17 protein-coding genes and 2 pseudogenes are annotated in these 25,308 nt (G+C 53.0%); 6 read left to right on the top strand and 13 right to left on the bottom strand.

The features are described from left to right. Positions 1-120: 120 nt before the first annotated feature. The 9 genes and pseudogenes from J7445_RS10420 to J7445_RS10385 all read right to left on the bottom strand — a co-directional run bounded on the left by J7445_RS10420 (position 121) and on the right by J7445_RS10385 (position 7,288). Complete coding sequence (locus J7445_RS10420) at positions 121-390, bottom strand: hypothetical protein (protein ID WP_019271396.1); 270 nt, start codon at positions 388-390, stop codon at positions 121-123. A gap of 243 nt (positions 391-633) precedes the next feature. After that, positions 634-1,098, bottom strand: a pseudogene (gene mafB / locus J7445_RS12295) (polymorphic toxin MafB class 1); the annotation flags it as partial. Between the two features lie 94 nt (positions 1,099-1,192). Next, the gene (locus J7445_RS10410) at positions 1,193-2,158 is read right to left on the bottom strand and encodes an IS30 family transposase (protein WP_209283043.1); all 966 of its coding nucleotides are present in this window, start codon (positions 2,156-2,158) and stop codon (positions 1,193-1,195) included. Between the two features lie 115 nt (positions 2,159-2,273). Then, a complete protein-coding gene (locus J7445_RS10405; protein WP_070656256.1) occupies positions 2,274-2,816 on the bottom strand; it encodes a suppressor of fused domain protein in 543 nt (180 codons plus the stop codon). A 1-nt stretch (position 2,817) separates the two neighbouring features. Further along, entirely contained in the window at positions 2,818-3,567 is a 750-nt protein-coding gene (locus tag J7445_RS12375) for an HINT domain-containing protein (RefSeq protein ID WP_257962858.1), read from the bottom strand. A gap of 84 nt (positions 3,568-3,651) precedes the next feature. Further along, a pseudogene (locus tag J7445_RS10400) lies at positions 3,652-4,629 on the bottom strand (MafB family polymorphic toxin); the annotation flags it as partial. Between the two features lie 3 nt (positions 4,630-4,632). Continuing rightward, positions 4,633-5,583 carry an adhesin gene (locus J7445_RS10395; RefSeq protein WP_070656247.1) on the bottom strand — a complete coding sequence of 317 codons (951 nt, stop codon included), beginning with the start codon at positions 5,581-5,583 and terminating at the stop codon, positions 4,633-4,635. A gap of 168 nt (positions 5,584-5,751) precedes the next feature. After that, on the bottom strand, positions 5,752-6,000 hold the full coding sequence (locus J7445_RS10390) for a methionine-binding protein (protein ID WP_070656249.1): 249 nt from the start codon (positions 5,998-6,000) through the stop codon (positions 5,752-5,754). Positions 6,001-6,286: 286 nt separating this feature from the next. Next, positions 6,287-7,288: a thiamine ABC transporter substrate-binding protein gene (locus J7445_RS10385; protein WP_009312517.1), complete on the bottom strand. Its 1,002-nt coding sequence runs from the start codon at positions 7,286-7,288 to the stop codon at positions 6,287-6,289. A gap of 62 nt (positions 7,289-7,350) precedes the next feature. Here J7445_RS10385 and J7445_RS10380 point away from each other — a divergent pair, with 62 nt between their 5' ends. The 5 genes from J7445_RS10380 to J7445_RS10360 all read left to right on the top strand — a co-directional run bounded on the left by J7445_RS10380 (position 7,351) and on the right by J7445_RS10360 (position 11,650). After that, on the top strand, positions 7,351-8,007 hold the full coding sequence (locus tag J7445_RS10380; protein ID WP_070539775.1) for a pyrimidine 5'-nucleotidase: 657 nt from the start codon (positions 7,351-7,353) through the stop codon (positions 8,005-8,007). Positions 8,008-8,069: 62 nt separating this feature from the next. Next, entirely contained in the window at positions 8,070-8,360 is a 291-nt protein-coding gene (locus J7445_RS10375) for a hypothetical protein (RefSeq protein WP_039410312.1), read from the top strand. 107 nt (positions 8,361-8,467) lie between these two features. Continuing rightward, on the top strand, positions 8,468-8,659 hold the full coding sequence (locus J7445_RS10370; RefSeq protein ID WP_039856010.1) for a hypothetical protein: 192 nt from the start codon (positions 8,468-8,470) through the stop codon (positions 8,657-8,659). Between the two features lie 115 nt (positions 8,660-8,774). Then, on the top strand, positions 8,775-10,148 hold the full coding sequence (gene glmU, locus J7445_RS10365) for a bifunctional UDP-N-acetylglucosamine diphosphorylase/glucosamine-1-phosphate N-acetyltransferase GlmU (protein WP_070656252.1): 1,374 nt from the start codon (positions 8,775-8,777) through the stop codon (positions 10,146-10,148). A 536-nt stretch (positions 10,149-10,684) separates the two neighbouring features. Beyond that, the gene (locus J7445_RS10360) at positions 10,685-11,650 is read left to right on the top strand and encodes an IS30 family transposase (protein ID WP_209283042.1); all 966 of its coding nucleotides are present in this window, start codon (positions 10,685-10,687) and stop codon (positions 11,648-11,650) included. Positions 11,651-12,264: 614 nt separating this feature from the next. On the opposite strand, the gene J7445_RS10355 is transcribed toward J7445_RS10360, so the two are convergent. Both J7445_RS10355 and J7445_RS10350 read right to left on the bottom strand, forming a co-directional pair. Next, positions 12,265-13,308, bottom strand: coding sequence for an NAD(P)H-dependent flavin oxidoreductase (locus J7445_RS10355; RefSeq protein WP_070656609.1), 1,044 nt, complete (start codon positions 13,306-13,308; stop codon positions 12,265-12,267). Positions 13,309-13,604: 296 nt separating this feature from the next. Continuing rightward, positions 13,605-21,170: an ESPR-type extended signal peptide-containing protein gene (locus J7445_RS10350; RefSeq protein ID WP_209283041.1), complete on the bottom strand. Its 7,566-nt coding sequence runs from the start codon at positions 21,168-21,170 to the stop codon at positions 13,605-13,607. 572 nt (positions 21,171-21,742) lie between these two features. Here J7445_RS10350 and J7445_RS10345 point away from each other — a divergent pair. Next, the gene (locus J7445_RS10345) at positions 21,743-21,991 is read left to right on the top strand and encodes a BolA family protein (RefSeq protein ID WP_029609441.1); all 249 of its coding nucleotides are present in this window, start codon (positions 21,743-21,745) and stop codon (positions 21,989-21,991) included. Between the two features lie 542 nt (positions 21,992-22,533). Here J7445_RS10345 and efeB read toward each other — a convergent pair. Together efeB and efeO are read right to left on the bottom strand one after the other, a co-directional pair. Continuing rightward, positions 22,534-23,805, bottom strand: coding sequence for an iron uptake transporter deferrochelatase/peroxidase subunit (gene efeB / locus J7445_RS10340; protein ID WP_019270159.1), 1,272 nt, complete (start codon positions 23,803-23,805; stop codon positions 22,534-22,536). Between the two features lie 295 nt (positions 23,806-24,100). Further along, positions 24,101-25,264 carry an iron uptake system protein EfeO gene (gene efeO, locus J7445_RS10335; protein ID WP_070656607.1) on the bottom strand — a complete coding sequence of 388 codons (1,164 nt, stop codon included), beginning with the start codon at positions 25,262-25,264 and terminating at the stop codon, positions 24,101-24,103. Positions 25,265-25,308 lie beyond the last annotated feature (44 nt).

The raw sequence follows: 25,308 nt of genomic DNA, 5'->3' as shown, positions 1-25,308 counted from the left end.
AAACTGCACCTTGCGAGTTGGAGGGGATGTGTCCAACTTTTGGGGTGCAGTTCAAAACCAAACACGGTTTCAGACGACCTTTTGATTGTTGAGTTTTTCAACCCATCTTACGTTTGATACTTAAGATCTTTGTATCCATTCTTCTTTTCTAATTCCAAATTCAAATTCAGCCTGTTTAAATGCCGAATCTAATGTGTCATGATAAGTATCCGTTTGTTCCCGACCGGTCTCATCCAAATAAAATAAATAAAATCCCTGGTCATCTTCATATTGAACAATACTTAAAGCAACAGGCTTGGGAAGTATCCCCATTGGAGTGCGATGAATCGTTCTAATAGAAAAATCTTTATTTTTATCTAAGATAACTTTGAATAATTCTTTTACACTCATAATTTTTTAATCCTGAATAATTGTTACTACACTATTTTCTATTACACGTCCATTGGGTTTGTCATATGATTCAAAATGACCATGATGTGTAGATGAATTTGTTTCATGATGACCATATCGTACCTGTCGCATTCCATCTTGTGATATATATCGACCATTTTGATATGACTTATAGTTTTCCCCTAGCCATTTCTCAGCTGAATTTAAAAAAGTAGATTCAGATACAGTTCCTGCATAGTATTAAGGAGCTCTTTTGGGAGGACAATCATTATGAACCCAAACCCCTTCCGTTTCCGCCTTATCACCCTTGACGAAGTAAGTATGCCAGTCGGCAACGGTCAGATTGTAGGCTTGCAGCGGTTCTTGTTTAACGGTAACGCTTTGAACGGTCGGCTCCGCACCGTTTTCGGCAAATAGCCTGCTTCCCGCTTTCAAATCTTCCGCTTTAATCCATTTGCCGCCCGAATAAAACGGGTGGATACGGTTGGAAACAAGGGTTTGTATTTTACCGAGGTCGTCTGAAACTTCAATGTAAACGGTTTCTTGATACGGATTGCCGTATCGGGCGGTAACGGGTTTGTATCCCGTTTCTCCGCTTGCCTCGTCCTTGGCGAAGACGCGGTCGCCGACCCGGATACGGGCGATGGCTTTGTAGCCGTCTGCCGTTTTGACCAAGGTGCTGCCGTGGAAGGAGCAGGTGTAGGATTTTTGAAGAAATTAGTTCTCAATATTCTGTTTCAAATGAAGGAAAGGTCGTCTGATGTTTTTCAGACGACCTTGGATTCGGATTTCAAGTGCAACACTATGGTACTAGTGGTTTGAACAGATTCAAGAATAAAACACTTGGCGTTTCGTAGCCAAGTGTTTTTCTTGGCCGGTGGTTCAATTCATCTTGAACCCTGCGTATCTCCCGATTGCTGATGTTTCGGAAATCGGTTTGTTTGGGGAAATATTGGCGGATGAGTCCGTTGGTGTTCTCATTCAGCCCTTTCTCCCAAGAATGGTAGGGGCGGCAAAAATAGGTTTTCGCCTTCAATGCTTCGGCTATTTTGGTGTGTTGATAGAACTCTTTGCCGTTATCCATAGTGATGGTGTGCACTCTGGCTTTATGTGCCTTTAATGCCCTAACGGCTGCCAGAGCAGTGTCTTCGGCTTTGAGGCTATCCAATTTGCAGACGATGGTGTAGCGGGTAACGCGTTCGACCAAGGTCAGTAATGCGCTTTTCTGTCCTTTGCCGATGATGGTGTCGGCTTCCCAATCGCCGATGCGGGTTTTCTGGTCGACGATAGCGGGTCGGTTTTCTATGCCGACGCGGTTGGGCACTTTGCCTCTGGTCCATGTGCTGCCGTAGCGTTTGCGGTAGGGTTTGCTGCATATTCTGAGGTGTTGCCACAAGGTGCCGCCGTTGCTTTTGTCTTGGCGGAGGTAGCGGTAAATGGTGCTGTGGTGGAGTGTTATCCCGTGATGTTTGCGCAGGTAGGCGCATACTTGTTCGGGACTGAGTTTGCGGCGGATAAGGGTGTCGATGTGTTGAATCAGCTGCGAATCAAGCTTATAGGGCTTTCGCTTACGCTGTTTGATAGTCCGGCTCTGCTTCTGTGCTTTTTCGGCGCTGTATTGCTGCCCTTGGGTGCGGTGCCGTCTGATTTCGCGGCTGATGGTGCTTTTGTGTCGGTTAAGCTGTTTGGCGATTTCGGCGATGGTGCAGTGGCGGGACAGGTATTGGATATGGTATCGTTCGTCTTGGGTCAGTTGTGTGTAGCTCATGGCAATCTTTCTTGCAGGAAAGGCCGTATGCTACCGCATACTGGCCTTTTTCTGTTAGGGAAAGTTGCACTTCAAATGCGAATCCGCCGACCTTTGATCAAATTTAAGAAAGCCCTTACCAAACAAACGGTTTCCTATTCATATCCGAAAGGTTGTCAACTTCATTATCCAGCAAGAACTGCTCAAAAGCATTCCAACCTTTCTTTTCCACCAATTCTGCTTCCTGTTTATACAACGGGACAAGCAAAGGGAAAACGATATTGTAGTGTTCGCCATAACAGACCTGAAAATCATCATCGAAATAAAATGGGGCGGAAACATACAGTGCGTCCATTTTTGTTGAATCAACAATGCTTCTAGGCAAATAAATAACCTGTCCTCGAAGAAGAATTTTTTTGTTCTCAATGATGGTTTCTGCCAACCATCTTAAAAATGGAAAAATCTGATTTTCATCATATTTTAAAGAACATACAAAAAGTATTTCAAATCTACTTTTATAATTCAGATCATGTTTGCTTAACCCTAAAGTAATATAAGTTTTTAAATCCCTGTTAGGGGAAGAGGGAATAGCTGCGATATTTAATTTGTACTGACTTCCCGAATCGCTTTTCGAGCCATGAGAAATAATGCCTATATATTTTTCAACATGATTAATCATATTACTTTTTAAATCTACTATCATTGTCTTTTCCTGAACGATTACAATGGCGGCATTCCAACCCTGTCCCAGAATTAAAATCATTAATCAGTTCTTTTCTATTGGCATGATTTTTATCTCGGTTATTCCAAGAAGGATTATGACTTACGTCCCAACCATCTTTGGTATTTCTATTTTCTCTATTATGTGGATTTCCATGTACATCTTTACCACATGTTGGACATTGTTTCGTATTAGGTTTACTGCCATCTTTGGCAGCATCCCAAGCATTTTCAACAGTTGATTTTCGAAACCCTGATGGTCTGTCAGTATTAAAGTTTTTATTGCCACTATACGGACACTCATTATGAACCCAAACCCCTTCCGTTTCCGCCTTATCACCCTTGACGAAGTAAGTATGCCAGTCGGCAACGGTCAGATTGTAGGCTTGCAGCGGTTCCGGTTTGACGGTAACGCTTTGAACGGTCTGCTCTGCACCGTTTTCGGCAAACAGCCGGCTTCCTGCTTTCAAATCTTCCGCTTTAATCCATTTGCCGCCCGAATAAAACGGGTGGATGCGGTTGGAAACGAGGGTCTGTATTTTACCGAGGTCGTCTGAAACTTCAATGTAAACGGTTTCTTGGTACGGATTACCGTATTGGGCGGTAACGGGTTTGTATCCCGTTTCCCCACTTGCTTCGTCCTTGGCAAAGACGCGGTCGCCGGCCCGGATACGGGCAATGGCTTTGTAGCCGTCTGCCGTTTTGACCAGGGTGCTGCCGTGGAAGGAGCAGGTGTAGGATGTTGAAAAATCTCTGCTGACATCAGCTTTCCCTGCTTTTGCCGCCTTCGTCAGGTTTTTGGCTTTGATATATGGCAGGGCATTGGACATGGCTTCGACGGTTTCGGCGGCATTGGGATTTTCCGCCGTCCAATCGCGGACAGTTTTGCCGATTTTTTCTTCCGATTTTGCCAAACTCCTCAAATGGTCGATGGCGGTAATGGCGTTGTCCGGCGACATGGTGCTGATGGCCGCTGCAGTCGCCATATCGATGGCAAAACCCGTCCCTTGAACCGCATCGCCTACGCCGATGGCTTCTCCGGCACTGAGAAAGGGATTGAGGGCACCTGCGGCGACACCATTGATAAATTCCATGCTGTTACCCCAGCGGTTGAGCCCGGGGTTGTGTTCGAACATTTTTTTATTGGCTTCTTCGGCACGGTCGGAAAAATTTTTCGGTATGTTGCCGAATCTGTCCGCAAACCGTTGCTGCGTCGAGCGGTTGTCGTCGTGAACAACAGTCTGCCTCCTTACCTGGCCTTTGGCAACGTAGGAGTAAATATCCCGGGCGCCGTGAGGTGCGGGGTAGCCGCCTCCCTGCGGGCCGTCGTAACCGTCGGCAGGGTGGTGTTCGTAGCCGTCCCATGACATGCTGGCAAAGGTCATGCCCGTACCGTCGATTACTTTGCCGCCTTTCCAACTGTCGCTTTTGCTGGCACTGTTGTCGAACGGGGAATGGACTTCATGTCCGTGTCCGGAAAAGCGGACGATATATCCGGGATTACTGAAGATGGTTGCGGTTTCCATCTGTAAATTGCCCAACCGTTGTGTGATGGTGGGCGAAATGGTCATCAGTCCGGTACGCTCGGCCACGGTTCCGCGTGCTTTGCCGAAGAGGTGGAATTTTTTGCCGGGGTCGAAATTCTCCCGTCGGAGCAAATCCTGTACTACAGGGTCGTTCCTTAAGTCCGCCGCGAGGGCGGGCTGCCCGAAGGCAGCCGCCGTTACGGCGCAGGCGGCAAGGAGATTTGTCAGTCTGCGCAGCGGTTTCACGGTTTATTCTCCTTCACGGCGGCGGATGACTTCGTCGCTGACATCAAGGTTTTGGGCATTGCCTTGTTTGAAGTCCGGACGGTTTTGGGCGGTTGTGTCACCGTAGGGGGTGATGTCGGAGAAATCGACCATCAGGCCGTCTGAAGCTTTGACGGTTTTGCTGACTTTGTAAGGGCCGGTCCAAAGGGCGTATTTTTCTTTGTATTGGGATTCGTAGGCAGCGGAAGTGGGTTTGATCAGCAGTTTTCGGCTGTTGCGGTCAACGGCGAAATACTCGAGCTTGGTTTGGGCTTTAAGGGTTTCGGCGTTGTAGATGTGCAGTTCGGTACGGCTGCGGATGGTGCCGAATACGTCGACGGTTACGAATACGTCGGTGTCGGCGTATTCGGGCGGCACGACTTCGATGCCGCGCAGGTAGAAGATGGTTTGGACGAGGTTGGTCAGGAAGGAAACGTCGCGGGGATTGGTAATCAGGGTTTCGTTGCGGTAGTCGCCCGTGCCGTTGACAGACAATCCGGCAGACCGTTCGCCTTTGCGTCCGCTGTTTTTAGTCAGAGCGGCGGCGGGGGCGTTCAAAAGCGATGTGGAAGTGGTAACGCTGGAGAGCGCATCAGCTTTGGTAGTGGCAGTAGTATCGTAGGTGGGATAGCTGTATTGGGTGGCGCTGTCGGGGTTGTTTTGGTAGCCGCCGCGAATCAATGCGTCGATGGAGTAGCGTCCGCCGGTAATGTTGCCCGATCCTTGATCGCCCATGGTAGAAACGTAAAGGGCGACTTTTCGGCCTTTCAGGGCAGACAGATCCATTTCTTTGACGGCGGCACGGGACGAGGCGGCGACGAGTTCTTGTTCGACGGCAAAGCGTTTGCCGCCGCCGTGTGAAGGAATGCCGGTCAGTGTACCGCAGCCGGTGAGCAGGAGGGCGGATAGGGTAAGTGTAGAGAGAAGAATTTTCATGTTGTTCCTTAGATTTGCGTATTAAAAAAACTGAGGTTGGTTAACCTTCCTTAGTTTAATTTAATTTTAAATAAAAAATGTAAAGAACAACTTAAACGGTATATTTGAAGGACAAAAGGATAATGTCGTCTGAAAGCAGAAATTAATTTTTCAGACGACCTTTTGATCTTAATAAACCCGACGCGCGGGATACGGGCGCGGGTAAGGCGGGTAGGGATAGCCGTAGCGGTGTACCGACTCGCTGTCCTGATAGATGACGGTCGTTCCCGGCGGGGCGTTGACGGTAACGGTTTTGTTGATGGTGGTTTGGGAATGGACGGGCAGGTCGAGGACGGCGGTGCGCCCGTATGGGGTTTCGGTGTAGAAGCAGCCGCCCAGTGCGGTCAGCGTGAAGGCGTAAAGTAGGGATTTCTTCATAAGATTCCTTCATTCAAAACGAAACGGTAAGGGGTCGTCTGAAAACACAGTTTCGATACGGTTGAAGCCGATTTTGGGGTTTCAGATGACCCTTTTATAGCCAACATCCTTAACTTTAAATACGGCATATCATCAAATTCCGTCATTCCCGCCCCCGCCTGCGCGAGGACAGGCTACGGCGGGGACGGGCATAACGGCAACCAATAAGTTGCGTATCGAAAATAAAGTCATTTGACTATATCCAGCCGAACAGATGAACCGGCGTTTTTTCAGACGACCTTCCCGCTTACCTTAACACGGTCTTCGTCCAGCGGCTGACCCATTGTTTCTGTTTGGTGTCGATGTCGTTGCGGCTGGGCGAGTCGGTGTGTTTCGGGGCTTGGGCGAACTCGAAGACTTTGGGCAGCGGCGTATTTTTCACGGCGGGATAGACCCACATTTCGGTCGGCAGGGCTTTTTGCACTTCGCCACTTTGCAGCCACTGTACGAGTTTCGCCGCCAGCTCGGGCTGTTTCGCGCCTTTCAAGACTGCCGCGCCTTCGACTTGGCGGAACACGCCGCCTTTGAGGAAAAGGTTGCCGGTCGGCGGCACGCTGTATTTGCCTTTGGAGTAGTGGACTTCGGCGGCGGGGCTGGCGGCGTAGCTGACGACGAGCGGATAGGCGCCGCCGTTTTGGGTGAAGTCGGTGTAATAGGCTTCACTCCAGCCTTTGGCGACTTTCACGCCGTTTTGACGCATCTGCGCCCACCATTTGAACGCGCCCTCTTCGCCCATGCCGCCGATGTTCGCCATCAGGAAGGCAAGTCCGGGCGAGGAGGTAGCGGGCGAGGGCGTAACCAGCAGGTTTTTATATTCGGGGCGGGTCAAGTCCTGCAAGGTTTTGGGCAGCGGCAGTTTTTTCTGTTCAAACCATTTTTTGTCGTAGTTGAGGGTAACGTAGCCGTAATTGACCGCCGCGATGACGGGCATGCCCGCTGAAACGGGCGCGGATTTGGGCTGCGCCGCCGCCAGTATGCCTGCTTCGCGCGCTTTGCCGATGTTGGCGTTGTCCAACCCGTACACCGCGTCGGCAATCGGGTTTGCCTTACTGAGAATCAGCTTGTTGAGCATTTCGTTGCCGCTGCCCGCTTTGATGACGGAGACTTTGGCATCGTTGGCTTTTTCAAACTGCGCGATGACGGATTGGGGCAGGCTGAAGGATTTGTGCACGGCAAGGCGCACTTCAGTCTGGGCGGATAAGTTTGCCGAAGCCAGCAAGAGGGCGAGGGCGGATAATTTCAGTTTCATTCTCTAACCTTTGTACGGGTAAAATACGAAACATCATAACAAAATCCGCATCAACACACGACATGAACTTTTCCCCCATTTGGCTGTTTGACCTCGACAACACGCTGCACAACGCCGATGCCGGCATTTTCTACATCATCAACCGCGCCATGACCGACTACATGGCGCAACGCCTCAAGCTCTCCGAAGAGGCGGCATCCGACCTGCGTCAGGACTATTGGCACCGATACGGCGCGACGCTTGCCGGCCTGCAAATCCACCATCCCGAAATCGACATCCGCGAGTTTCTGCGCGAAAGCCATCCCATCGCGCAAATCTTGGCAAAATTGGAGGGCATGGAGGGAACCGAAAGCGTTTTAGGTCGTCTGAAAGGACGCAAAGCCGTTTTTTCCAACGGCCCTTCGTTTTACGTCCGCGCTATCATCGGGGCATTGGGTTTGGAAAACCGTTTTGACGCGCTCTTCGGCACGGACGACTTCGGGCTGCGTTACAAGCCCGACCCGCAAGCCTACCTGACCGTCTGCCGCCTGCTCGACGCTGCGCCCGAACAGTGCATCATGATCGACGACAGCGCGGACAACCTGCACCAAGCCAAAGAGCTGGGCATGAAAACCGTATGGTTCGGCAGCAAAGCCCATCCCCTGCCCTTTACCGACGCCGTTGCAAAAGATATGCAGGCGCTCGCCGAATGTGCCGAAAAACTGTCGGCACTCGTCTGAAACCTTTACAATATCGGGTTTGAACAACGGCACCAAGCCGCCCGACCACAAGGACAACCATCATGCGATACACCGCCCTCATCCTCGCCGCCGCAGCCGCCCTGACCGGCTGTACTTGGGAAACCTACCAAAACGAATCCGGCCACACCTCCCTGCGCCCCAAATACGAAAAAGGCACGCGCATCTATTACGAAGACGGCACCTACTCCCGCGATATGCGTTACAACCAATACCGCCCCGAACGCCGCACCCTCAAACCGCTGCACGGCGACCAAGAAAACGTACGCGGCACGACATGGAACAAACCCCAAGGCGCCGGACAAACCGCGCCCGAAACGCAAACTGAGGAATAATCCGCCCGCAGAGGTCGTCTGAAACTGTCTTTTCCGTTTCAGACGACCTCAAACATAACCGCCATCCCGTTCGTCCCATATCTGCCGTCCTTCTCAAGGAGAAAACCATGCGTTCCCTCGCCCTGATTTTCGTTACCGCCGCCATCCTGAGCGGCTGCACCTCAGACCGCTACGACTTCGACAGCCGTCCCGCCGACACATCCGCGCGCACGCCCCTGAAACCGACCACACTCGACCGCTTGGAACATGGCAGCCATGCCGACTCTTACCGGTTCACCCCCAAACCCAACAAACCATAACCCCCAAACGTCCGCACGCCAAACCCAAATAAAAAGGTCGTCTGAAACCCCAAAACCCCGTTCAGACGACCCCTAAATACCCCCTTCATCAACATTGCATTCGAGAAAGCCCATCATGTCCGCCACACCCCTCAACATCGTCATCCTCGCCGCCGGCAAAGGCACGCGCATGTATTCCAAAATGCCCAAAGTGCTGCACCGCATCGGCGGCAAGCCCATGGTCGAGCGCGTTATCGACACCGCCGCCGCCCTGAATCCCCAAAACATCTGCGTCGTCATCGGACACGGCAAAGACCAAGTTTTAGACACCGTCAAACGCGACGTCGTCTGGGTCGAACAAACCGAACAACTCGGCACCGGCCACGCCGTCAAAACCGCCCTGCCCCACCTCGCCGCCGAAGGTCGCACGCTGGTGCTGTACGGCGACGTTCCCCTGATTGACACCGCCACCCTCGAAACCCTGCTCGAAGCCGCAGGCAGCGAAGTCGGACTGTTGACCGACGTTCCCGCCGACCCGACAGGCTTGGGCCGCATCATCCGCGACAGCCAAGGCAACGTAACCGCCATCGTCGAAGAAAAAGACGCCGACGCCGCCCAAAAAGCCGTCCGCGAAATCAACACAGGCATCCTCGTCCTGCCCAACGCCAAACTCGAAAACTGGCTGAACAGCCTCTCCAGCAACAACGCCCAAGGCGAATACTACCTGACCGACCTCATCGCCAAAGCCGTTGCCGACGGCATCAAAGTCCATCCCGTCCAAGTGCGCGCCTCCCACCTCGCCGCCGGCGTGAACAACAAACTCCAGCTTGCCGAACTCGAACGCATCTTCCAAACCGAACAAGCGCAAGAATTGCTCAAAGCAGGCGTCACCCTGCGCGACCCCGCCCGCTTCGACTTAAGAGGTCGTCTGAAACACGGACAAGACGTCGTGATTGACGTCAACGTCGTCCTCGAAGGCGACATCGAAATCGGCGACAACGTCGAAATCGGCGCAAACTGCGTCATCAAACACGCCAAAATCGGCGCAAACAGCAAAATCGCCCCCTTCTCCCACCTCGAAGACTGCGAAGTCGGACAAAACAACCAAATCGGCCCCTACGCCCGCCTGCGTCCGAAAGCCCGCCTTTCAGACGACGTACACGTCGGCAACTTCGTCGAAATCAAAAACGCCGCCATCGGCAAAGGCACCAAAGCCAACCACCTCACCTACATCGGCGACGCCGAAGTTGGTAGCAAAACCAACTTCGGCGCAGGCACGATCATTGCCAACTACGACGGCGTGAACAAATACAAAACCATCATCGGCGACGAAGTCCGCATCGGCTCCAACTGCGTCCTAGTCGCCCCCGTCACCCTCGGCAACAAAGTTACAACCGGCGCAGGCAGCACGATTACCAAAAACGTCGAAGACAACAAACTCGCCCTCGCCCGCGCCCGCCAAACCGTCATCGAAGGTTGGGTACGTCCCGAAAAAGGGGATAAGAAATAGAGCAGTAAATCGCTTTCCTCCTAGATTCGTATCAACCCAAAAGGTCGTCTGAAAACTTAAAACAACAAGTTTTCAGACGACCTTTCATTTAACCCTACAAGCTCGGAATAAACCCAGCCCGTAGCGTGGGCTTTGCCCGCAAACCTGTTGTCTGACAATCAAAATCGGGCAGTTATCTTTATGTTCATTTCGCGGGCAAAGCCCACGCTACCCGTTGCAGCAACAGCAACCTGTCCCTTCCCCCGTCTGGTGGGGGAAGGTTAGGATGGGGGTGGTTTCTGAGGTTTAGGTAAAATCAAATTCGTACAATCCGCAGAACCACCCTCTCCCCGGCCCTCTCCCGCCGGACGGGAGAGGGGGGCAGGTTACCAGTCGAAACGAGGTCGTCTGAAGACTCTGAGATTTGAGTTTGGGAGAAACAAACTCACTCCCCTCGTTTTCAGACGACGGCGGATTCGCATTTGAAGTGCAACTTTCCCTAACAGAAAAAGGCCAGTATGCGGTAGCATACGGCCTTTCCTGCAAGAAAGATTGCCATGAGCTACACGCAACTGACCCAAGACGAACGATGCCACATCCAATACCTGTCCCGCCACTGCACCATCGCCGAAATCGCCAAACAGCTTAACCGCCACAAAAGCACCATCAGTCGCGAAATCAGACGGCACCGCACCCAAGGGCAGCAATACAGCGCCGAAAAAGCACAGAAGCAGAGCCGGACTATCAAACAGCGTAAGCGAAAGCCCTATAAGCTTGATTCGCAGCTGATTCAACACATCGACACCCTTATCCGCCGCAAACTCAGTCCCGAACAAGTATGCGCCTACCTGCGCAAACATCACGGGATAACACTCCACCACAGCACCATTTACCGCTACCTCCGCCAAGACAAAAGCAACGGCGGCACCTTGTGGCAACACCTCAGAATATGCAGCAAACCCTACCGCAAACGCTACGGCAGCACATGGACCAGAGGCAAAGTGCCCAACCGCGTCGGCATAGAAAACCGACCCGCTATCGTCGACCAGAAAACCCGCATCGGCGATTGGGAAGCCGACACCATCATCGGCAAAGGACAGAAAAGCGCATTACTGACCTTGGTCGAACGCGTTACCCGCTACACCATCGTCTGCAAATTGGATAGCCTCAAAGCCGAAGACACTGCTCTGGCAGCCGTTAGGGCATTAAAGGCACATAAAGCCAGAGTGCACACCATCACTATGGATAACGGCAAAGAGTTCTATCAACACACCAAAATAGCCGAAGCATTGAAGGCGAAAACCTATTTTTGCCGCCCCTACCATTCTTGGGAGAAAGGGCTGAATGAGAACACCAACGGACTCATCCGCCAATATTTCCCCAAACAAACCGATTTCCGAAACATCAGCAATCGGGAGATACGCAGGGTTCAAGATGAATTGAACCACCGGCCAAGAAAAACACTTGGCTACGAAACGCCAAGTGTTTTATTCTTGAATCTGTTCAAACCACTAGTACCATAGTGTTGCACTTGAAATCCGAATCCAAGGACCTTTTATTCAATCAAAACAGACTTGGGATAACTCAAGTAGCGTGGGCTTTGCCCACGAAATCTATCATCCAATAATCAAAATCAGACAACAGCCGAATGGACATACATTTTGGCATTTATCTCGTGGGCAAAGCCCACGCTACTCGTTGCAGCAACAGCAACCTGTCCCTTCCCCCGTCCGGCGGGGGAAGGTTAGGATGGGGGTGGCTTCTGAGGTTTAGGTAAAATCAAATTCGTGCAATCCGCAGAACCACCCTCTCCCCAGCCCTCTCCCGCCGGACGGGAGAGGGGGCAAGTTGCAAGTTAAAACAAGGTCGTCTGAAAACTTTGAGATTTGAGTTTGGGAGAAACAAACTCGCTCCTCCCATTTTCAGACGACCTTTTATTTAACCCGACAGGCTAGGAATAAACCCAATCCGTAGCGTTGGCTTTGTCCGCGAACCTGCTGTCCGACAATCCGAATCGGATGGTTGTCTTTATCTTCATTTCGCGGGCAAAGCCCACGCTACGGGTCGTCTGGAAACCTAGTTCACATTTTCAGACGACCTTGTTTGCCATATCCGCCTTGCCCGTATTCAAACCGTCCTAACGCTCGATGCCGCCACACAGTCGTTCGACGATTTCCACCGCGCTGCCGGGGCGGCACAGTCCTGCGTTTTGTCCCGCCCAAAATGGGGAAAAGTCATAGCAGCCTTGTTTTTCGGCGGCGGCTTTCAATGCGCCGACGGCTGCGCCCGCCAAGGGAAACGGGAGCGCTGCGTCATTCATCGGGCCGGCTTCGCGTATGAAGCGGTTGTAAAGCCCGCGCGCCGCGCCGCCGCTGAACAAGTTGGTCACTACGGTATCTTCAGGACAGGAGGTTTGGATGGCGGCGCGGTGAGCGGGTTTGGTCAGGGCTTCGTCTGCGAGCAGGAAGGCGGTTCCGACCTGCACTGCGGACGCACCCAATCCCAACGCGGCGCGGACGGCGGCGGCATCGGAAACGCCGCCTGCGGCTATAACAGGCAGGCGCACGGCCTTGCGGATGGCGGGCAACAGGGCAAACAAGCCGCTTTGGCCGTCGGGATAGCGGTTTAAAAACCATCCCCGATGACCGCCCGCTTCCCACGCTTGGGCTATCACGGCATCCGCGCCGTTTTGTTCCAGCCAGACGGCTTCTTCGACCGTCGTCGCGCTGCTCCACACTTCCGCGCCCGTCGCTTTGACGCGCTGCAAGTATTCGGGCGCAGGCAAACCAAAGTGGAAGCTGACCACAGGCGGGCGGTAACGTTCCACACATGCCAACGCATCGGCATCAAACGGCTGGCGTCCGCCGCCGCTGGGAATGTCGTTTTCCGTCAGCCCGTAAGCCTCGAAATATGGACGCAGCACGGCAAACCAGGCATCGTATTGCGCGCGTTCGGCAGACGGCGTGCGGTGGGCGAAAAAGTTGAGGTTGTACGGACGGCCTCCGCCCTCCTGCTTCATCCGTGCCAACGCTTTTTCCAAACCCGCGGCGTCATACATCGCCCCCGCCAACGAACCCAAAGCACCGGTTTTGCCGACAGCCAAAGTCAGCTCTGTGTCATGTGCAAACGCCATCGGTGCTTGAATCAGCGGATAGCGCAGCGAGGATAAAATGCGGCTCATGTCTGTTTCTCCTTGTAAACTGTTTCGTCAGCCGGCTTGAAATTTCTTCAGTTTAAATACGCGGACTGACCATGTGGAACATGGCTGAATTTTGCCACAAAAAATAGTCGGGCATGGCTGCAAGGTCGTCTGAAAACAAATCTTAGCGTTTTGTGTCAAGCGGGTGTTTGCGAAATCCAGCATATTGGAAAACTACCCCTCCTATTCAACCCGATATAGAAAAAGGTCGTCTGAAAACCCTGTTTCGGGTTTTCAGACGACCTTTGCTTTGCCTTCAAACAGGCTTTAGGTCAGGATTACCATTGGTAGCCGACACCTGCGGTCGCGCCGTAGTGGCCGCGCGAGTTGCCGGTAGCGGTACCTTTGATGACCCAGTTGCCGCCGTCGGAGATGCTGGAGAAGCCGACTGCGTAGCCGCTTTCACCGCGGTATACGCCGCCTGCAACCGCCATCATGCTCTTACCCGGCAGGTAGGCTTGCGGCAGACCAGCCACCGCCATTGCTGCTGCGGTACCGGCTTTAGAGTCGCTTTCAACATTGTCGATACGTTGGTTGATCTGGTCGCCCATGTTCACCACGTAATTGCCAAGGTTGGTCACCCTTTGGTTAATCGCCTGATTAGCTTGATACAACTGGCTGCCGTTAACCGCATCGGTGCTGTCTGCGGCGACGGTACCTGCGGCGACGTTGGTGACTTTCTTACCGCCTGCGTTGATGCCCTCGGCAGTGATGTTGACATCGCCTGCTTTCAGACCGTCTTTGCCCAGCACCACTTTGTCGCCGACGTTGACGCCGCTGTTGTTCACAACCGTATCGCCTGCTTTGACGCTGTCGACTTTCAGGTCTTTGTTGAGGCCGACCTGAATACCGTTCGCACCTGCGGTGGTGGTGATGTTGACATCGCCTTTAACAGCGACGGTATCACCCAGTTTGTTGGCAACGGTCGTACCGCTGTCGCCTGCGAAGCTGATGCCTTTGTTGTCTACTGCGTCTTTCGCCGCTACGCCTTTGGCGATGTCGGCTTTGACGGCTTTAGACAGGTCAACCGCGTAGTCGGTTACGTTGTTGGCGTCTTTGTTGCCTTTGGTCACGACGATATTGTCGGAACCTGCGGAAACGCTCGCGCCGTCTGCGTTCACGGTGTAAACGGTTTGACCGTTCGCACCTTGTTTGCTGCTCACGCTGGCGATGTTGGTACCGGCTTCGACTTCTGTCTTAGCAGCAGCGGTCAGACGGTTCAACTGTCCAACATTTACTGCATCAGTATCTTTCTTGCCTTCAGCAACATTACTGATGGCTTTGTTGCCTGCGTTGATACCGTCGGCAGTGATGTTGACATCGCCTGCTTTCAGACCGTCTTTGTCCAGCGCTACTTTATCGCCGACTTTAACGCCGTCTTTGTTCACAACGGTATCGCCTGCGGTGAAGCTGTCGGCTTTCAGGTTAGGTGCGGTCGCCACTTTGTAAGTGGTGCTGCCGTCGGCATTTTGCTCAGGTGTGACGACGATGTTGTCGTTGCCGCTGTCCACTTTGGACGTGGCTTTCGCTGCGGCTGCTTTGAGCTGTGCAACGTTCACTGCGTCGGTGTCGGCTTCGCCTGCGGCGATGTCGGACACTTTGTTGCCGCCGTTGTTCAGACCGTCTTTGGTCAGGCTGACAGGTTTGCCTGCTTTGCCGTTGCCCACAGTCAGTCCGTTGTCGGTCAGTACGCTGCCACCTACGGTAACCTTATCGAAGGAGACGTCGTCTGAAGTCGCTACGGTGATGTTCTTACCGTTGCGGCTGACTTTGACGTTTTTGCCTTCTTTGAAGGTCACGGTGTCGCCTGAGCCGATTTTTTCAGACGAGGTTTCGTCGTTGGCGTTCAGGTTCCAGCCTTTGTCGGCAGTTTCTTTCACTGCGGCAATGGCGTCGTGGACGTTGTCTTTGCCTGTGCCGCCGATGTCGGTAGTGGTCACGTTGCCTTTGTCGTTGGCTGCGTTACCGCCGAGCAGGTTCGCCAGGTTGGCTTGGGTTGCGTTCAACTGCTCTTCGCTGGCGGCTTGACCTTTAGTGGCAAAGTCCGCACCGCCCAGAGTGGTGTTGCTCAGACCGGAAATCAGACCGGCGGTACCGTCGATCACGAGCGGTTTGTTGCCTTTGCCTGCTTTGCCGACGGTAATCTTGTCGGCAAGAGAGAAGCTGATGCCGTTTTCGTCGGCGCGGGTCAGGATGTTGCCGTCGCCTTTGACGCTCAGGCTGTCACCCAGTTTCTTCGCACCGGTTGTGCCGTTGTCGCCGGCAAAGGTCAGGCCTTTGTTGTCCACCGCGTCTTTCGCCGCCACGCCTTTGGCGATGTCGGCTTTGGCTTCGTCGGTCAGATCCAAAGCGTAATCGGTGACACCGTCGGCGTCTTTCGCACCTTCGCTGACTTTAACCGCACCGTTAGCCGCTTGGCTGAGGGTGGTCTTGTCGGCGTTGACGGTGTACTCGGTGTTGTTGCCGTCCACTTTTTCGCTGACGGTCACGTTCTTACCGGCGACGACAGTAGTGGTTTTTTCGGTGGCGGCGAGTTGTTCGTTCAGTTGGGCAACGTTGACGGCGTCGTTGTCTTCCGTACCTTTGGCTACGTTGGTAATCTTGTTGCCGCCGTTGTTCAAGCCGTTTTGAGTCAGGCTGACGGTTTGTTTGCCGCCGTTTGCTGCCGAAGTCAACGTAATACCGGTTGCCGTAGTATCGACTTTGTTGCCGTTTTTATCGGAAATGCTGCTGCCGTCAGCTTTGAACGCACTGTGGCCGCCGTCGGTATTGCTCAATTCGATGCCTTTGGCGTTCAGCAAGTTGGTATTGCCAGCCTCATCTGTCAATTCGGTAATACCGGCAATGGATTTGGTGGTATTGCCGTCCTGGTCGGTCAAAGTATTGCCTTCGGCTGTTGAAGCGTTTACTTCACCGTCTTTTCCAACCAAGGTAACATTGCCGCCATTGATGGTCGTGGAGCTGCCATCCGTATCGAATCGCGCGCTGTTCAAACCTTGCAAATCTTTAGCAAGTTTGACGTTGAGCGTACCATTGACGTCGTCTGAAACCACACCGATGTTGTTACTGTCGGACAGTTTGGTTGCATCGGCTTCGCCACCTTTAACGGCAACAGTGCTGCCCAATTGACGGGTTGAAGGCGTACCGCTGTCGCCTGCAAAAGTCAGAGGTGCGCGGACGGCATTGCTCAAGGCAGTCAATGCACTGCCGACATCGTTGTAATCAGCTACGCCTGAAGTCGCAGGGCTGCCGGAAATCACAGAGTATTTCGGTGCGGCGATTTCGCCGGTCGCGCTGTTGACGGAAGTACCCAAGGCTTTGGCAACTTTGTCCAGTTGGGATACGTTTACCGCATCATTTTGTCCCTTACCTGCAGCAACGTTGCCAACCGTGGTCGGAACGGTGGTTTGCGAGTCGGTCGGATTCAACGCAGCAATGGTTACGTTGCCGTTATATGGCGTACTTGCATCGTCGGCATAAACAAAGGAAACCTGTTTTGCGCCTGAACCATCAACCGTTACGTTGCGCTTCAAGATTTTGCCATCGTCGGCGACATATGCGAACGGAGCATCATTAGTGACTGTCGTCAGCGTGGTCGCACGGACGTTGTTGATGGCATCGGTCAACTGGCTCAGGTTAACCGCGTCAGTCGGCTGGTCGCCCTTGCCCAGATTAGTAATCTTGGTGTTGGACATATCCAGTCCGCCTTTGGCGGTGATTTTGCCTGCGAACTCAGGCGCATCGGCGGTATTGATGCTGACGGTAGATTCGTTTTGGTTCAGCACGATGTTTTTACCCGCTTCCAACGTGATGGTCGAACCGTTGGTAATTTCTTTCAGCGAGTGGTTGTTGGCTTCACCGTTGGTACCGCTGGTTTTGGCTGTATTCAGTTTGAACGACTTGTAAGAGGCGTCGTTGATGGCGGAAATCGCGCCTTCAATGGTGGATGCGCCCGTACCGCCGATGTTGGACATCGTAATAGTACCGTCATTCGCAATGGCTGCATTGCCACCCAATACGCCGACTGCGGTCGTACCGATGTTGTTCATGACGTTTTGAGTCGCATAAAGCTGGCTGCCGTTTACTGCGTCGGTGCTGTTGTTGCTGATGCGGCCTGCGGCGACGTTGGTAATCGTTCGCTCTTTGCCTGCCGTACCGATGCTGAGTGTGGACTCAGGCGTGTTACCTGCGAAATTGCCGAAAGTCAGACCGCCAACAGTGGCAGAGGTCGTCTGAACGGCTGCTTCAGTCGCGGAATTGGCACCCAATGCGATAGAACCTGCATGAGCGGCATTGGCGTTTTTACCGAAGGCAATGGCATTGCCGACAGAGGCTTTTGCCGAATCGCCCAAGGCAAAGGTGTCGCCTGCGGTGGCTTTGGCGTTTTTACCGAAGGCAACGGCACGGTTTTGCGTGGCTTGGGCGTTGTAGCCGATGGCGATGGTGTCGTCTTTTTGCGCGTCTGCTTCGTTACCCAATGCTAAGGCATTATTGGCAACGGCTTTGCTGTTCCGACCTGCCGCGACGGTACCGAAAGCAGTAGCTCGGGTATTAAAGCCTAATGCGGTCGCACCTGCCGCCGTGGATTGGCTGTATGCGCCGATTGCAGTAGTGGAGTCGTGAATAGCCTGCGCGCCGTCACCGACCGCTACGCTGGATTTACCCAACGCTTTGGAAGACTGACCGCCTGCGAAGGAGTTTTGACCGTAAGCATTGGATGATTGGCCAACGGCGGTAGCATTAGTGCCGCTGGCTTTGGTATTCGCACCGATGGCGACGGAACCTTCGCCTTTAGTCAAACCGTTTACACTCGCGTCAGATGCCGTGTCTTCGTTGACGGAGGCGTTTTTACCGATGGCGATAGAGTTGGAAATCACCGCCTGCGCGCCTGTACCGACGGCTACGGCAAAATCGCCCGCTGCCTGCGCGTCCGCACCTGCTGCCAGAGCATCCAATCCGGTTGCACCGTTATTGTTGTAGTTGCCTCGGGTATCAGAGGCCGTATTAACGCTGTAAAAATGGCTGGAGCTGCCGCCACCCAATTGGTCGATTTTGTTGTTCATCGCTTCCAAAGCGTCGTGAACATTGGCTTTGCCTGTACCGCCTAAATTGTTCAGGGTCAGGTTGCCTGCATCGTCGATTTGGGTACTGCCACCCAAGGCATCTTTGACGTTTTTACCCAAGTTGAGCAGGTAAGAATTGGTCGCGTAAAGCTGGCTGCCGTTGATGGCATCGGTACTGGTTGCGCTGATGACACCCGCGGAGACGTTTTGAATTTGACGGGTGAAGGCATTGCTAGGTTTGCCTGCTTCAGCGGTATTGATGCTACCGACGGAAACCGTACCGTAAGAGCTTGTTCCGGCAGCGGTATAGTTGCCATTCAGCGTGTAGTCGCCGTTGTGGTGCGCTTCAGTCAAACTGTTGCCGCCCAAAGCGACATCGTTTTCATTGACGGCATGAGCAGAATAACCCAATGCAGTTCCCGTAACAGCATCAGCTTTGGTGTATGCACCCAAAGTTACTGCACCGACTTCGGCGGAATTAGCAGAAACACCAAGTGCGAGGGTATTATTTTTTGCAGCAGTTGCCAAATGACCAAAGGCAACAGCTTCCTTCCCAAGCGCTTTCGCAGTATTACCAAAGGCAATCGAGCTGTTGCCCGTTGCTTGGGTGTCAAGACCCATCGCCATTGCATAGTCTTCCGAAGCGACAGCATTGCTGCCGATGGCAATGCCGTTGAGTTTGCTGTCGGTTACCTTCGCCATGTTACCGATGGCGACAGCAAACTTACCGGAGGCATTGGAATCGATACCCAATGCAACCGCCTCACTGCCCGATGCGTTGGCACGCTGACCAACAGCGACGGAAGAAACGGCTCCGGCAACGGTCTCATGACCGATGGCTACGGTTTCGTGTGCGCTGGCATTGGCAGTCTTACCGATGGCTACCGAATTGTCGCCGCTGGCTTTGGAAACCATACCGACGGCAACTGCGGATTCTTTTTCTGCCAAGGCCGTTTTACCGATGGCTACGGTGTTGCTGAAGCTGCCTTTTGCAGCTTCACCGATGGCGACAGTGGAAGTGACGCTCAGTTTTTGGGCATCCGTACCCATGCCTGCTTCCCTACCGATAGCGACGTTGTTTGCACCGGACACAAATGCGCCGGAACGCAAGCCGAGGGCGATGTTGTCCACGCCGGTAGCGTTGTTGCCCGTACCTTTACCGATGGAGATTTGGCGTTCGTTGGTATAGGCATTGCGACCGCTGTCCGCACCGATATAGACGGTGTCCGCACCGACTGTGCGCCCTGCGGAAACGGTAGCGTCGTACACACCTGCGTTCGTACCCACTACGATATTGCCCGTACCTGCCGCTACGGCTTTGTTACCGATGGCAACGGCGTTGTTGGCGGTGGCTTGGCTGTTTTGACCGAGTGAAGTAGAAGTTTCTGTAGTGGCAATGGCTTCCTTACCGACTGCAATGCTGCTCAAACCGGTTGCCTGAGTGGCAAAACCGACAGCAATTGCACCTTTGGCAGAAGCAGTGGTTTGCGGACCGGCAGCCAAGGCGTTTTCAGCACCTGCATTGCTGTCTACACCGAAGGCTGTGGCGCGCAGGCCGTTTGCCGTGCTGTTTTTACCGACGGCAGTGGTATCATGATTGACGGTCTTGGCACCATAACCGATAGCAGTTGAGAAATTACCGGTTGCGTTCGTCGCTTTGTCCGTCGCCTGACTGCCGCCAATCGCGATGGAGGACGTGCCCTGTGCATTTGCTTTACCGCCGATGGCAATACCATAAGCTCCTGAACCGACCGTAAATTCGCCTATGGAGATGGCACGCTGTGCAGAAGCGACGGCAGTACCCATTATTGCCAGGCTGGCAGGACCCGATGCATTGGCACCTTTACCGATCGAACTTGAACCACCGATGGCGACAGCACTCAATCCCGAAGTAGTGGAATTGAAACCAATGGCAACGCCATTACCTGCTACATCGGTTACAACGGATTTGGTACCGATGGCAACGGACGAATTGCCCTGCGCATTTGAGTTGTCACCAACTGCAATACTGCCGCTTTTGGTGTTCGACAAATATCCGATAGAAACGTTTTTAGCTTCCTTACCGGTCGCACCGGTACCAATATAAACCGAATGACTGCTGTTGGAATCAACGCCCGCCGATGAACCGATGGCGATGACATTATTGACTCCCAAACCGCCTTTCAGCGCGCTCTCGCCAATGGCAATATTGCGGCCGTCGGAAGAAACGGTATCGCCTGCCAATTTTCCAATACTGACATCGGCTTCACCTTTTGCTGATGCCTCCTGTCCCATAGCGATAGATTGGTTGTGATTGGCACTTGCCGCCACGCCGATGGCAATAGAGCCTGTGTTGGCAGTAACCGTTTTCGGACCGATGGCAACATTACTTTCTCCGCTGGTTTGGGCTCCTTGTCCGATAGAAACAGATTTACCTTGTTTTGGAGGTTGTCCGTTGTCTTGAGGAATGAAATCTAATGCAGTCGTCGTATCATCGCCGCAGACAACATTGTAGCTGGTGGTATCGAAATAGCAGGTGTTGTAGTCGGTACCTTCGGTAGCCGCAGAGATAGCTTTACCATTAGCAAGGGTTTTACCGTTATTTTCTGCTGTAGCCATAGCTTGACCGCTGGCAAGCAACAGACCGGACATGATGGCGGTAAACGCGAAGCGCACGCCTGCGGAGGCAACAATACCGCCTATGCCTGATGAAGCTGTTTTCCCATGCGCTTTGGCGAATTCCGCCACCGCGTTCCACGTCTGTGTGGTTTCGTTCCATACGACACGATAGATTTTATTCATGCTTACTCTCTGACTTAAAATGTTAAACAAATAAATTTAATATATTATTGGATTGTCGAACCAACCTACTTTTCAAACATTCGACCCAATAACCAAAAATGAAATCATCTTCTTCGATGCCAATATTTCAATTGCAAAAATTATTCAACGGATATGACGTATATTGTCACTTTCAAACAAATTTCAGAATTTATCTATACCTTAGATAACAATCTCTCAAACCTGATTTCATGACCTTTTAGTTATTTATATATCCGCTTATCTTTAATAACTTCTATTTTCTTAACCTTAATTTGCAATTAAAGCGAAACTTTATCTTTTTATTTGAAAACAATTTATATGCCAAAACCCTTTTACCCGGATTCATCCGTACTAAAAAAATGATATTTTTAAGTATCCGGCATCTCAAAACAAGCAAAGAGGTCGTCTGAAAATGTTTCAGACGACCTCTGCAAATCTCATGTTGATTCAATATTAATGAATAATGTTTCAGATACATCCTCAGCAAGTTAGCGATGTTTGACGGCATTATTCTGTATAATGCCGCAATGTTTTTGAAACAAGGAATACAAATGCTTACCCCAGAACAAGTCAAATCGCTGATTGAAGGCGTTGCCGCTTGCGAACACGTCGAAGTCGAAGGCGACGGACATCACTTTTTCGCCGTCATCGTCTCTTCCGAGTTTGAAGGCAAAGCCCGCCTCGCCCGCCACCGCCTGATCAAAGACGGTCTGAAGGCGCAATTGGCCAGCAACGAATTGCACGCGCTGTCAATTTCCGTTGCCGCCACGCCTGCGGAATGGGCGGCGAAGCAGCAATAAGCCGTACAGCAGACAAGAGAAGGTCGTCTGAAACCAAAATTAGGTTTTCAGACGACCTTTTTTGCTTTACCCTATCCGTTACCAGCCGCCCGTAGCGTGGATTCTACCCACGAATGAACAGAGATGATTGGATTCGGATATTCGGACGGAAGGTCGTGGGCGAAGCCCACGCTACCGGTTGCTGCAACAGCAATTTGTTCCTTCCCCCGTCCGGCGGGGGAAGGTTAGGATGGGGGTGGTTTTTTGGGTTTAGGTAAAATCAAATTCGTGCAAGCCGTAGAACCAACTTCTCCCTCCAGACGGGAGAGCCAGCCGCCTGCAACGTGGGTTCTACCCACGAATGAACGGATATGATTGGATTCGGATGTTCGGGCGGCAGGTCGTGGGTGAAACCCACGCTACGGGTTTGGTTTGTCCTAAGCCTGTGTCCACTTGACGGAAAGGTCGTCTGAAAACTGGAATACTTAGTTTTCAGACGACCTTTTACAGGGAGAGGTTGACGGATAGAACCTATGCGCCGTCAGGTTTCAGACGACCTGTGTTCACGCGCTGAGCAGGGTTTGGGCGAGGAAGCCGCCTTTTTCGACGCCGGGGAGGATGAAGAAATAGCCGCCGCCGAAGGGGCTGATGTATTCTTCCAGCGGTTCGCCGTTGAGCAGGTTTTGGACGAAGATGAAGCCGTCGGCGAGGTTGGCTTGGTAGCAGATGAACACTAAGCCAACGTCGAGCTGACCGTTGGCGGCGAGGCCGCGGGAGTAGTTGAAGGCGCGGCGGTAGAGCAGGTGTTTTTTCATGAACTCGGGGTCGCGCGGGTTGGCGAGCCTCATGTGGCTGTCTTTGGGGGTGGTTTTGCCGTCGGGGTCTTTGGCGAAGTCGGCGGTATCGCCCTCTTTTTTGCCGTCCATGGGGGCGCCGCTGTATTTGCGGCGGCCGAAGATTTCGGTTTGTTCCTGCAAGGGGGTTCTGTCCCAGAATTCGACGAAGTGGCGGATGAGGCGGACGGCTTGGTAGCTGCCGTTTTTCGCCCAGGCGGGTTCGTCTTGGCTGTTGGCGGCGATGCCTGTCCAGAGGACTTGGTCGGCAATTTTGGGATCGGACACGTCGGGGTTGCCGGAGCCGTCGCGGAAGCCTAAGAGGTTGCGGGCGGCGATGGCGCCGGGTTCGGCTTTGGGCAGCCAGCCGTCTATGCTCCAGCGGATGACGGCGGTTTGGGCGGTGTTTTTGATGATGTCGCGCAGGGCGGCTTGGCAGGTTTCGGGGGTGAAGGCGCAGATTTGGAGGCTGAGGTCGCCGTCGCACCATGATTTTTGGAGGCGGTCGTTGGGGAAGTCGCGCATTTCTTGGAGGTGGCGGGGTTTTTTGTCTTTGAGTCCGAAACGGTCGTCAAAGAGGCTGCTGCCGACGCCGACGGTGATGGTGAGGCCGTCGGGGCGGAATGTTTTGCCGAGTAGGCCGCTGCCTGCGGGGGGGAGTTTTTCGTCGCCGTCTTGGTATTCGCCGCCTTGGGTGAGGAATTCGATGCGGGCGGTGAGGGTGCGGAAGAGGTTTTCGAGTTGTTTGGGGTCTTTGGCGGTTACGTCGAAGGCGCACATGATGCCGAAGAGTTGGTGCGGGGTGGTGATGCCGGCCTGGTGGGTGCCGTAGCAGGGGTAGGCTTGCGGTGAGTGTTCGTTGTGGCGGGTCTCGGCGGCGGTTTCGCCTTGTTGTTTGCCGGCAAACCAGCCTGCCGCGCCGGCTGCGCCTGCGGCGAGGACGGTTTTGAACAGGGTGCGTTTCGTCGGTTGGGTGGGTTGTGGGTTGTTGTCTTGGCTCATAATGGAGTCCTTTGCGGGGGATTCGGGCGGCGGTATGTACGCGGGTGTTGTGTTTACAGTTGGCTGTTTTGAATGTTCAGACGACGTTTAAGGTCGTCTGAAAACTTTGAATCGTCGTTTAGTAAGGGTTACATGGTTTCGAAATGTATTGGGTATGGTGGCAAGGTGTGCCGCGGTTTTAGTTTTTTTCGTGGGCAAAGCCCACGCTACGACTGCGATTACTGCTGTCAGCGATAAGTTTTCAGACGACCCCTTGTATTTCTTCAAAAGGTCGTCTGAAACGGGCGGGTCAAGTTTATTTGAGGCCCAGTGTGCCGCGCAGTTGGCTCAGGTCTTCGGCAAGGGCGTTAATTGGTGCCTGAAGGGTTTTGCGGTCTTCGTCGCTGAGTTTGTCGTAGGTTTCAAAGCCGTCTTTGGTTTTGTATTTGGCGAGGATGTCGGTTACTTGTTTGAAGTTGGCATCGACTTTCTCGAGCAGGGCTTTGTTTTTCTCGGCAATCATCGGACGGAAGAGTTCGACGATTTTTTGCGCGCCTTCAATGTTGGCTTGGAAGTCGCTCAAGTCGGTGTGGCTGTAACGGTCTTCTTCGCCACTGATTTTGCTGCCGGCAACTTCTTCAATCAACACTGCCGCGCCGCCGACGACTTTGTTCGGCGGGAAGGAGAGGGCGTCGATTTCTTTTTGCAGGGCTTCAACGTCTTTCATGAGTTTGTCGGCAATGTCTTTCACGCCGGATACGTCTTTTTTGACCCAAAGGGCGTGTTCGATGCGGTGGAAGCCGGTGAAGGCCGCGTCTTCGGTTTTGTCTTTGAAGTCGTCTTCACGCGCGTCGATGGCGGGGTCGAGTTCGTTGAAGAGTTCGGCAATCGGCTCGATGCGTTCGTAGTGGGTGCGGGCGTCGGCAAACAGGGATTTGGCTTTTTCGATGTCGCCCGCTTTGACGGCGTCGGTGAAGGCTTTGGTTTTGGCAACCAGCTCTTTGGCTTCGCCTTGGACGTAAACTTTATAGTCGGCAAGCGGTTTGGCGAGTTTTTCCAAATCAGCTTCGTTGCCGGTGTCTTTAAAGCCGCTGTCGGTTACCACCAACTTGCCGCGCGGGTTGGTCAAGAGGCCGCAGGTCATTTCGTATTCGCCCGGCAGCAGGGTGACGGTCATTTTGTCGGAAAGTCCGGGGGCGATGTTTTCGCGCTCGTCGACCACCATCACGCCTTTGAGGATTTCCCATTCGAGCTTGCGACCGCTGTTGTTTTTGATGTTGAACACGACTTGTCCGCTCGGTACGGTCAGTTCCATCGGTTCGCAGGCGGTGTCGTTCACGCCGACGTTGACGGTGCCGTCGGCATTCGCGCTTGATGCACCTGACGCGGCAGGCGCGGATTTTTCCGCTTCGGGCGGCTGACACGCGGTCAGACCCAAAGCCAGCATCACGGATAAAGCAGTTATATTGAGTTTTTTCATTTCAAACCTCTTTGGCATGTTGATAAGAATGAGATACGGAATTT

The sequence above is a fragment of the Neisseria sicca genome (genome assembly GCF_017753665.1).
GTDB lineage: Bacteria > Pseudomonadota > Gammaproteobacteria > Burkholderiales > Neisseriaceae > Neisseria > Neisseria flava.
The sequence above is the reverse complement of the archived record's forward strand: the minus strand, read 5'-3'. Positions and strand labels throughout refer to the sequence as shown.

What these genes read in the sequence shown, in the direction of transcription:
- J7445_RS10390 (WP_070656249.1), bottom strand. Translation starts at nt 6,000, where the DNA reads ATGAAGAAATCCCTACTTTACGCCTTCACGCTGACCGCACTGGGCGGC.
- J7445_RS10375 (WP_039410312.1), top strand. Translation starts at nt 8,070, where the DNA reads ATGCGATACACCGCCCTCATCCTCGCCGCCGCAGCCGCCCTGACCGGC.
- J7445_RS10345 (WP_029609441.1), top strand. Translation starts at nt 21,743, where the DNA reads ATGCTTACCCCAGAACAAGTCAAATCGCTGATTGAAGGCGTTGCCGCT.
- J7445_RS10355 (WP_070656609.1), bottom strand. Translation starts at nt 13,308, where the DNA reads ATGAGCCGCATTTTATCCTCGCTGCGCTATCCGCTGATTCAAGCACCG.
- J7445_RS10385 (WP_009312517.1), bottom strand. Translation starts at nt 7,288, where the DNA reads ATGAAACTGAAATTATCCGCCCTCGCCCTCTTGCTGGCTTCGGCAAAC.
- J7445_RS10420 (WP_019271396.1), bottom strand. Translation starts at nt 390, where the DNA reads ATGAGTGTAAAAGAATTATTCAAAGTTATCTTAGATAAAAATAAAGAT.
- efeB (WP_019270159.1), bottom strand. Translation starts at nt 23,805, where the DNA reads ATGAGCCAAGACAACAACCCACAACCCACCCAACCGACGAAACGCACC.
- J7445_RS10360 (WP_209283042.1), top strand. Translation starts at nt 10,685, where the DNA reads ATGAGCTACACGCAACTGACCCAAGACGAACGATGCCACATCCAATAC.
- glmU (WP_070656252.1), top strand. Translation starts at nt 8,775, where the DNA reads ATGTCCGCCACACCCCTCAACATCGTCATCCTCGCCGCCGGCAAAGGC.
- J7445_RS10395 (WP_070656247.1), bottom strand. Translation starts at nt 5,583, where the DNA reads ATGAAAATTCTTCTCTCTACACTTACCCTATCCGCCCTCCTGCTCACC.
- J7445_RS10410 (WP_209283043.1), bottom strand. Translation starts at nt 2,158, where the DNA reads ATGAGCTACACACAACTGACCCAAGACGAACGATACCATATCCAATAC.
- J7445_RS10405 (WP_070656256.1), bottom strand. Translation starts at nt 2,816, where the DNA reads ATGATTAATCATGTTGAAAAATATATAGGCATTATTTCTCATGGCTCG.
- J7445_RS10380 (WP_070539775.1), top strand. Translation starts at nt 7,351, where the DNA reads ATGAACTTTTCCCCCATTTGGCTGTTTGACCTCGACAACACGCTGCAC.
- J7445_RS10350 (WP_209283041.1), bottom strand. Translation starts at nt 21,170, where the DNA reads ATGAATAAAATCTATCGTGTCGTATGGAACGAAACCACACAGACGTGG.
- J7445_RS10370 (WP_039856010.1), top strand. Translation starts at nt 8,468, where the DNA reads ATGCGTTCCCTCGCCCTGATTTTCGTTACCGCCGCCATCCTGAGCGGC.
- efeO (WP_070656607.1), bottom strand. Translation starts at nt 25,264, where the DNA reads ATGAAAAAACTCAATATAACTGCTTTATCCGTGATGCTGGCTTTGGGT.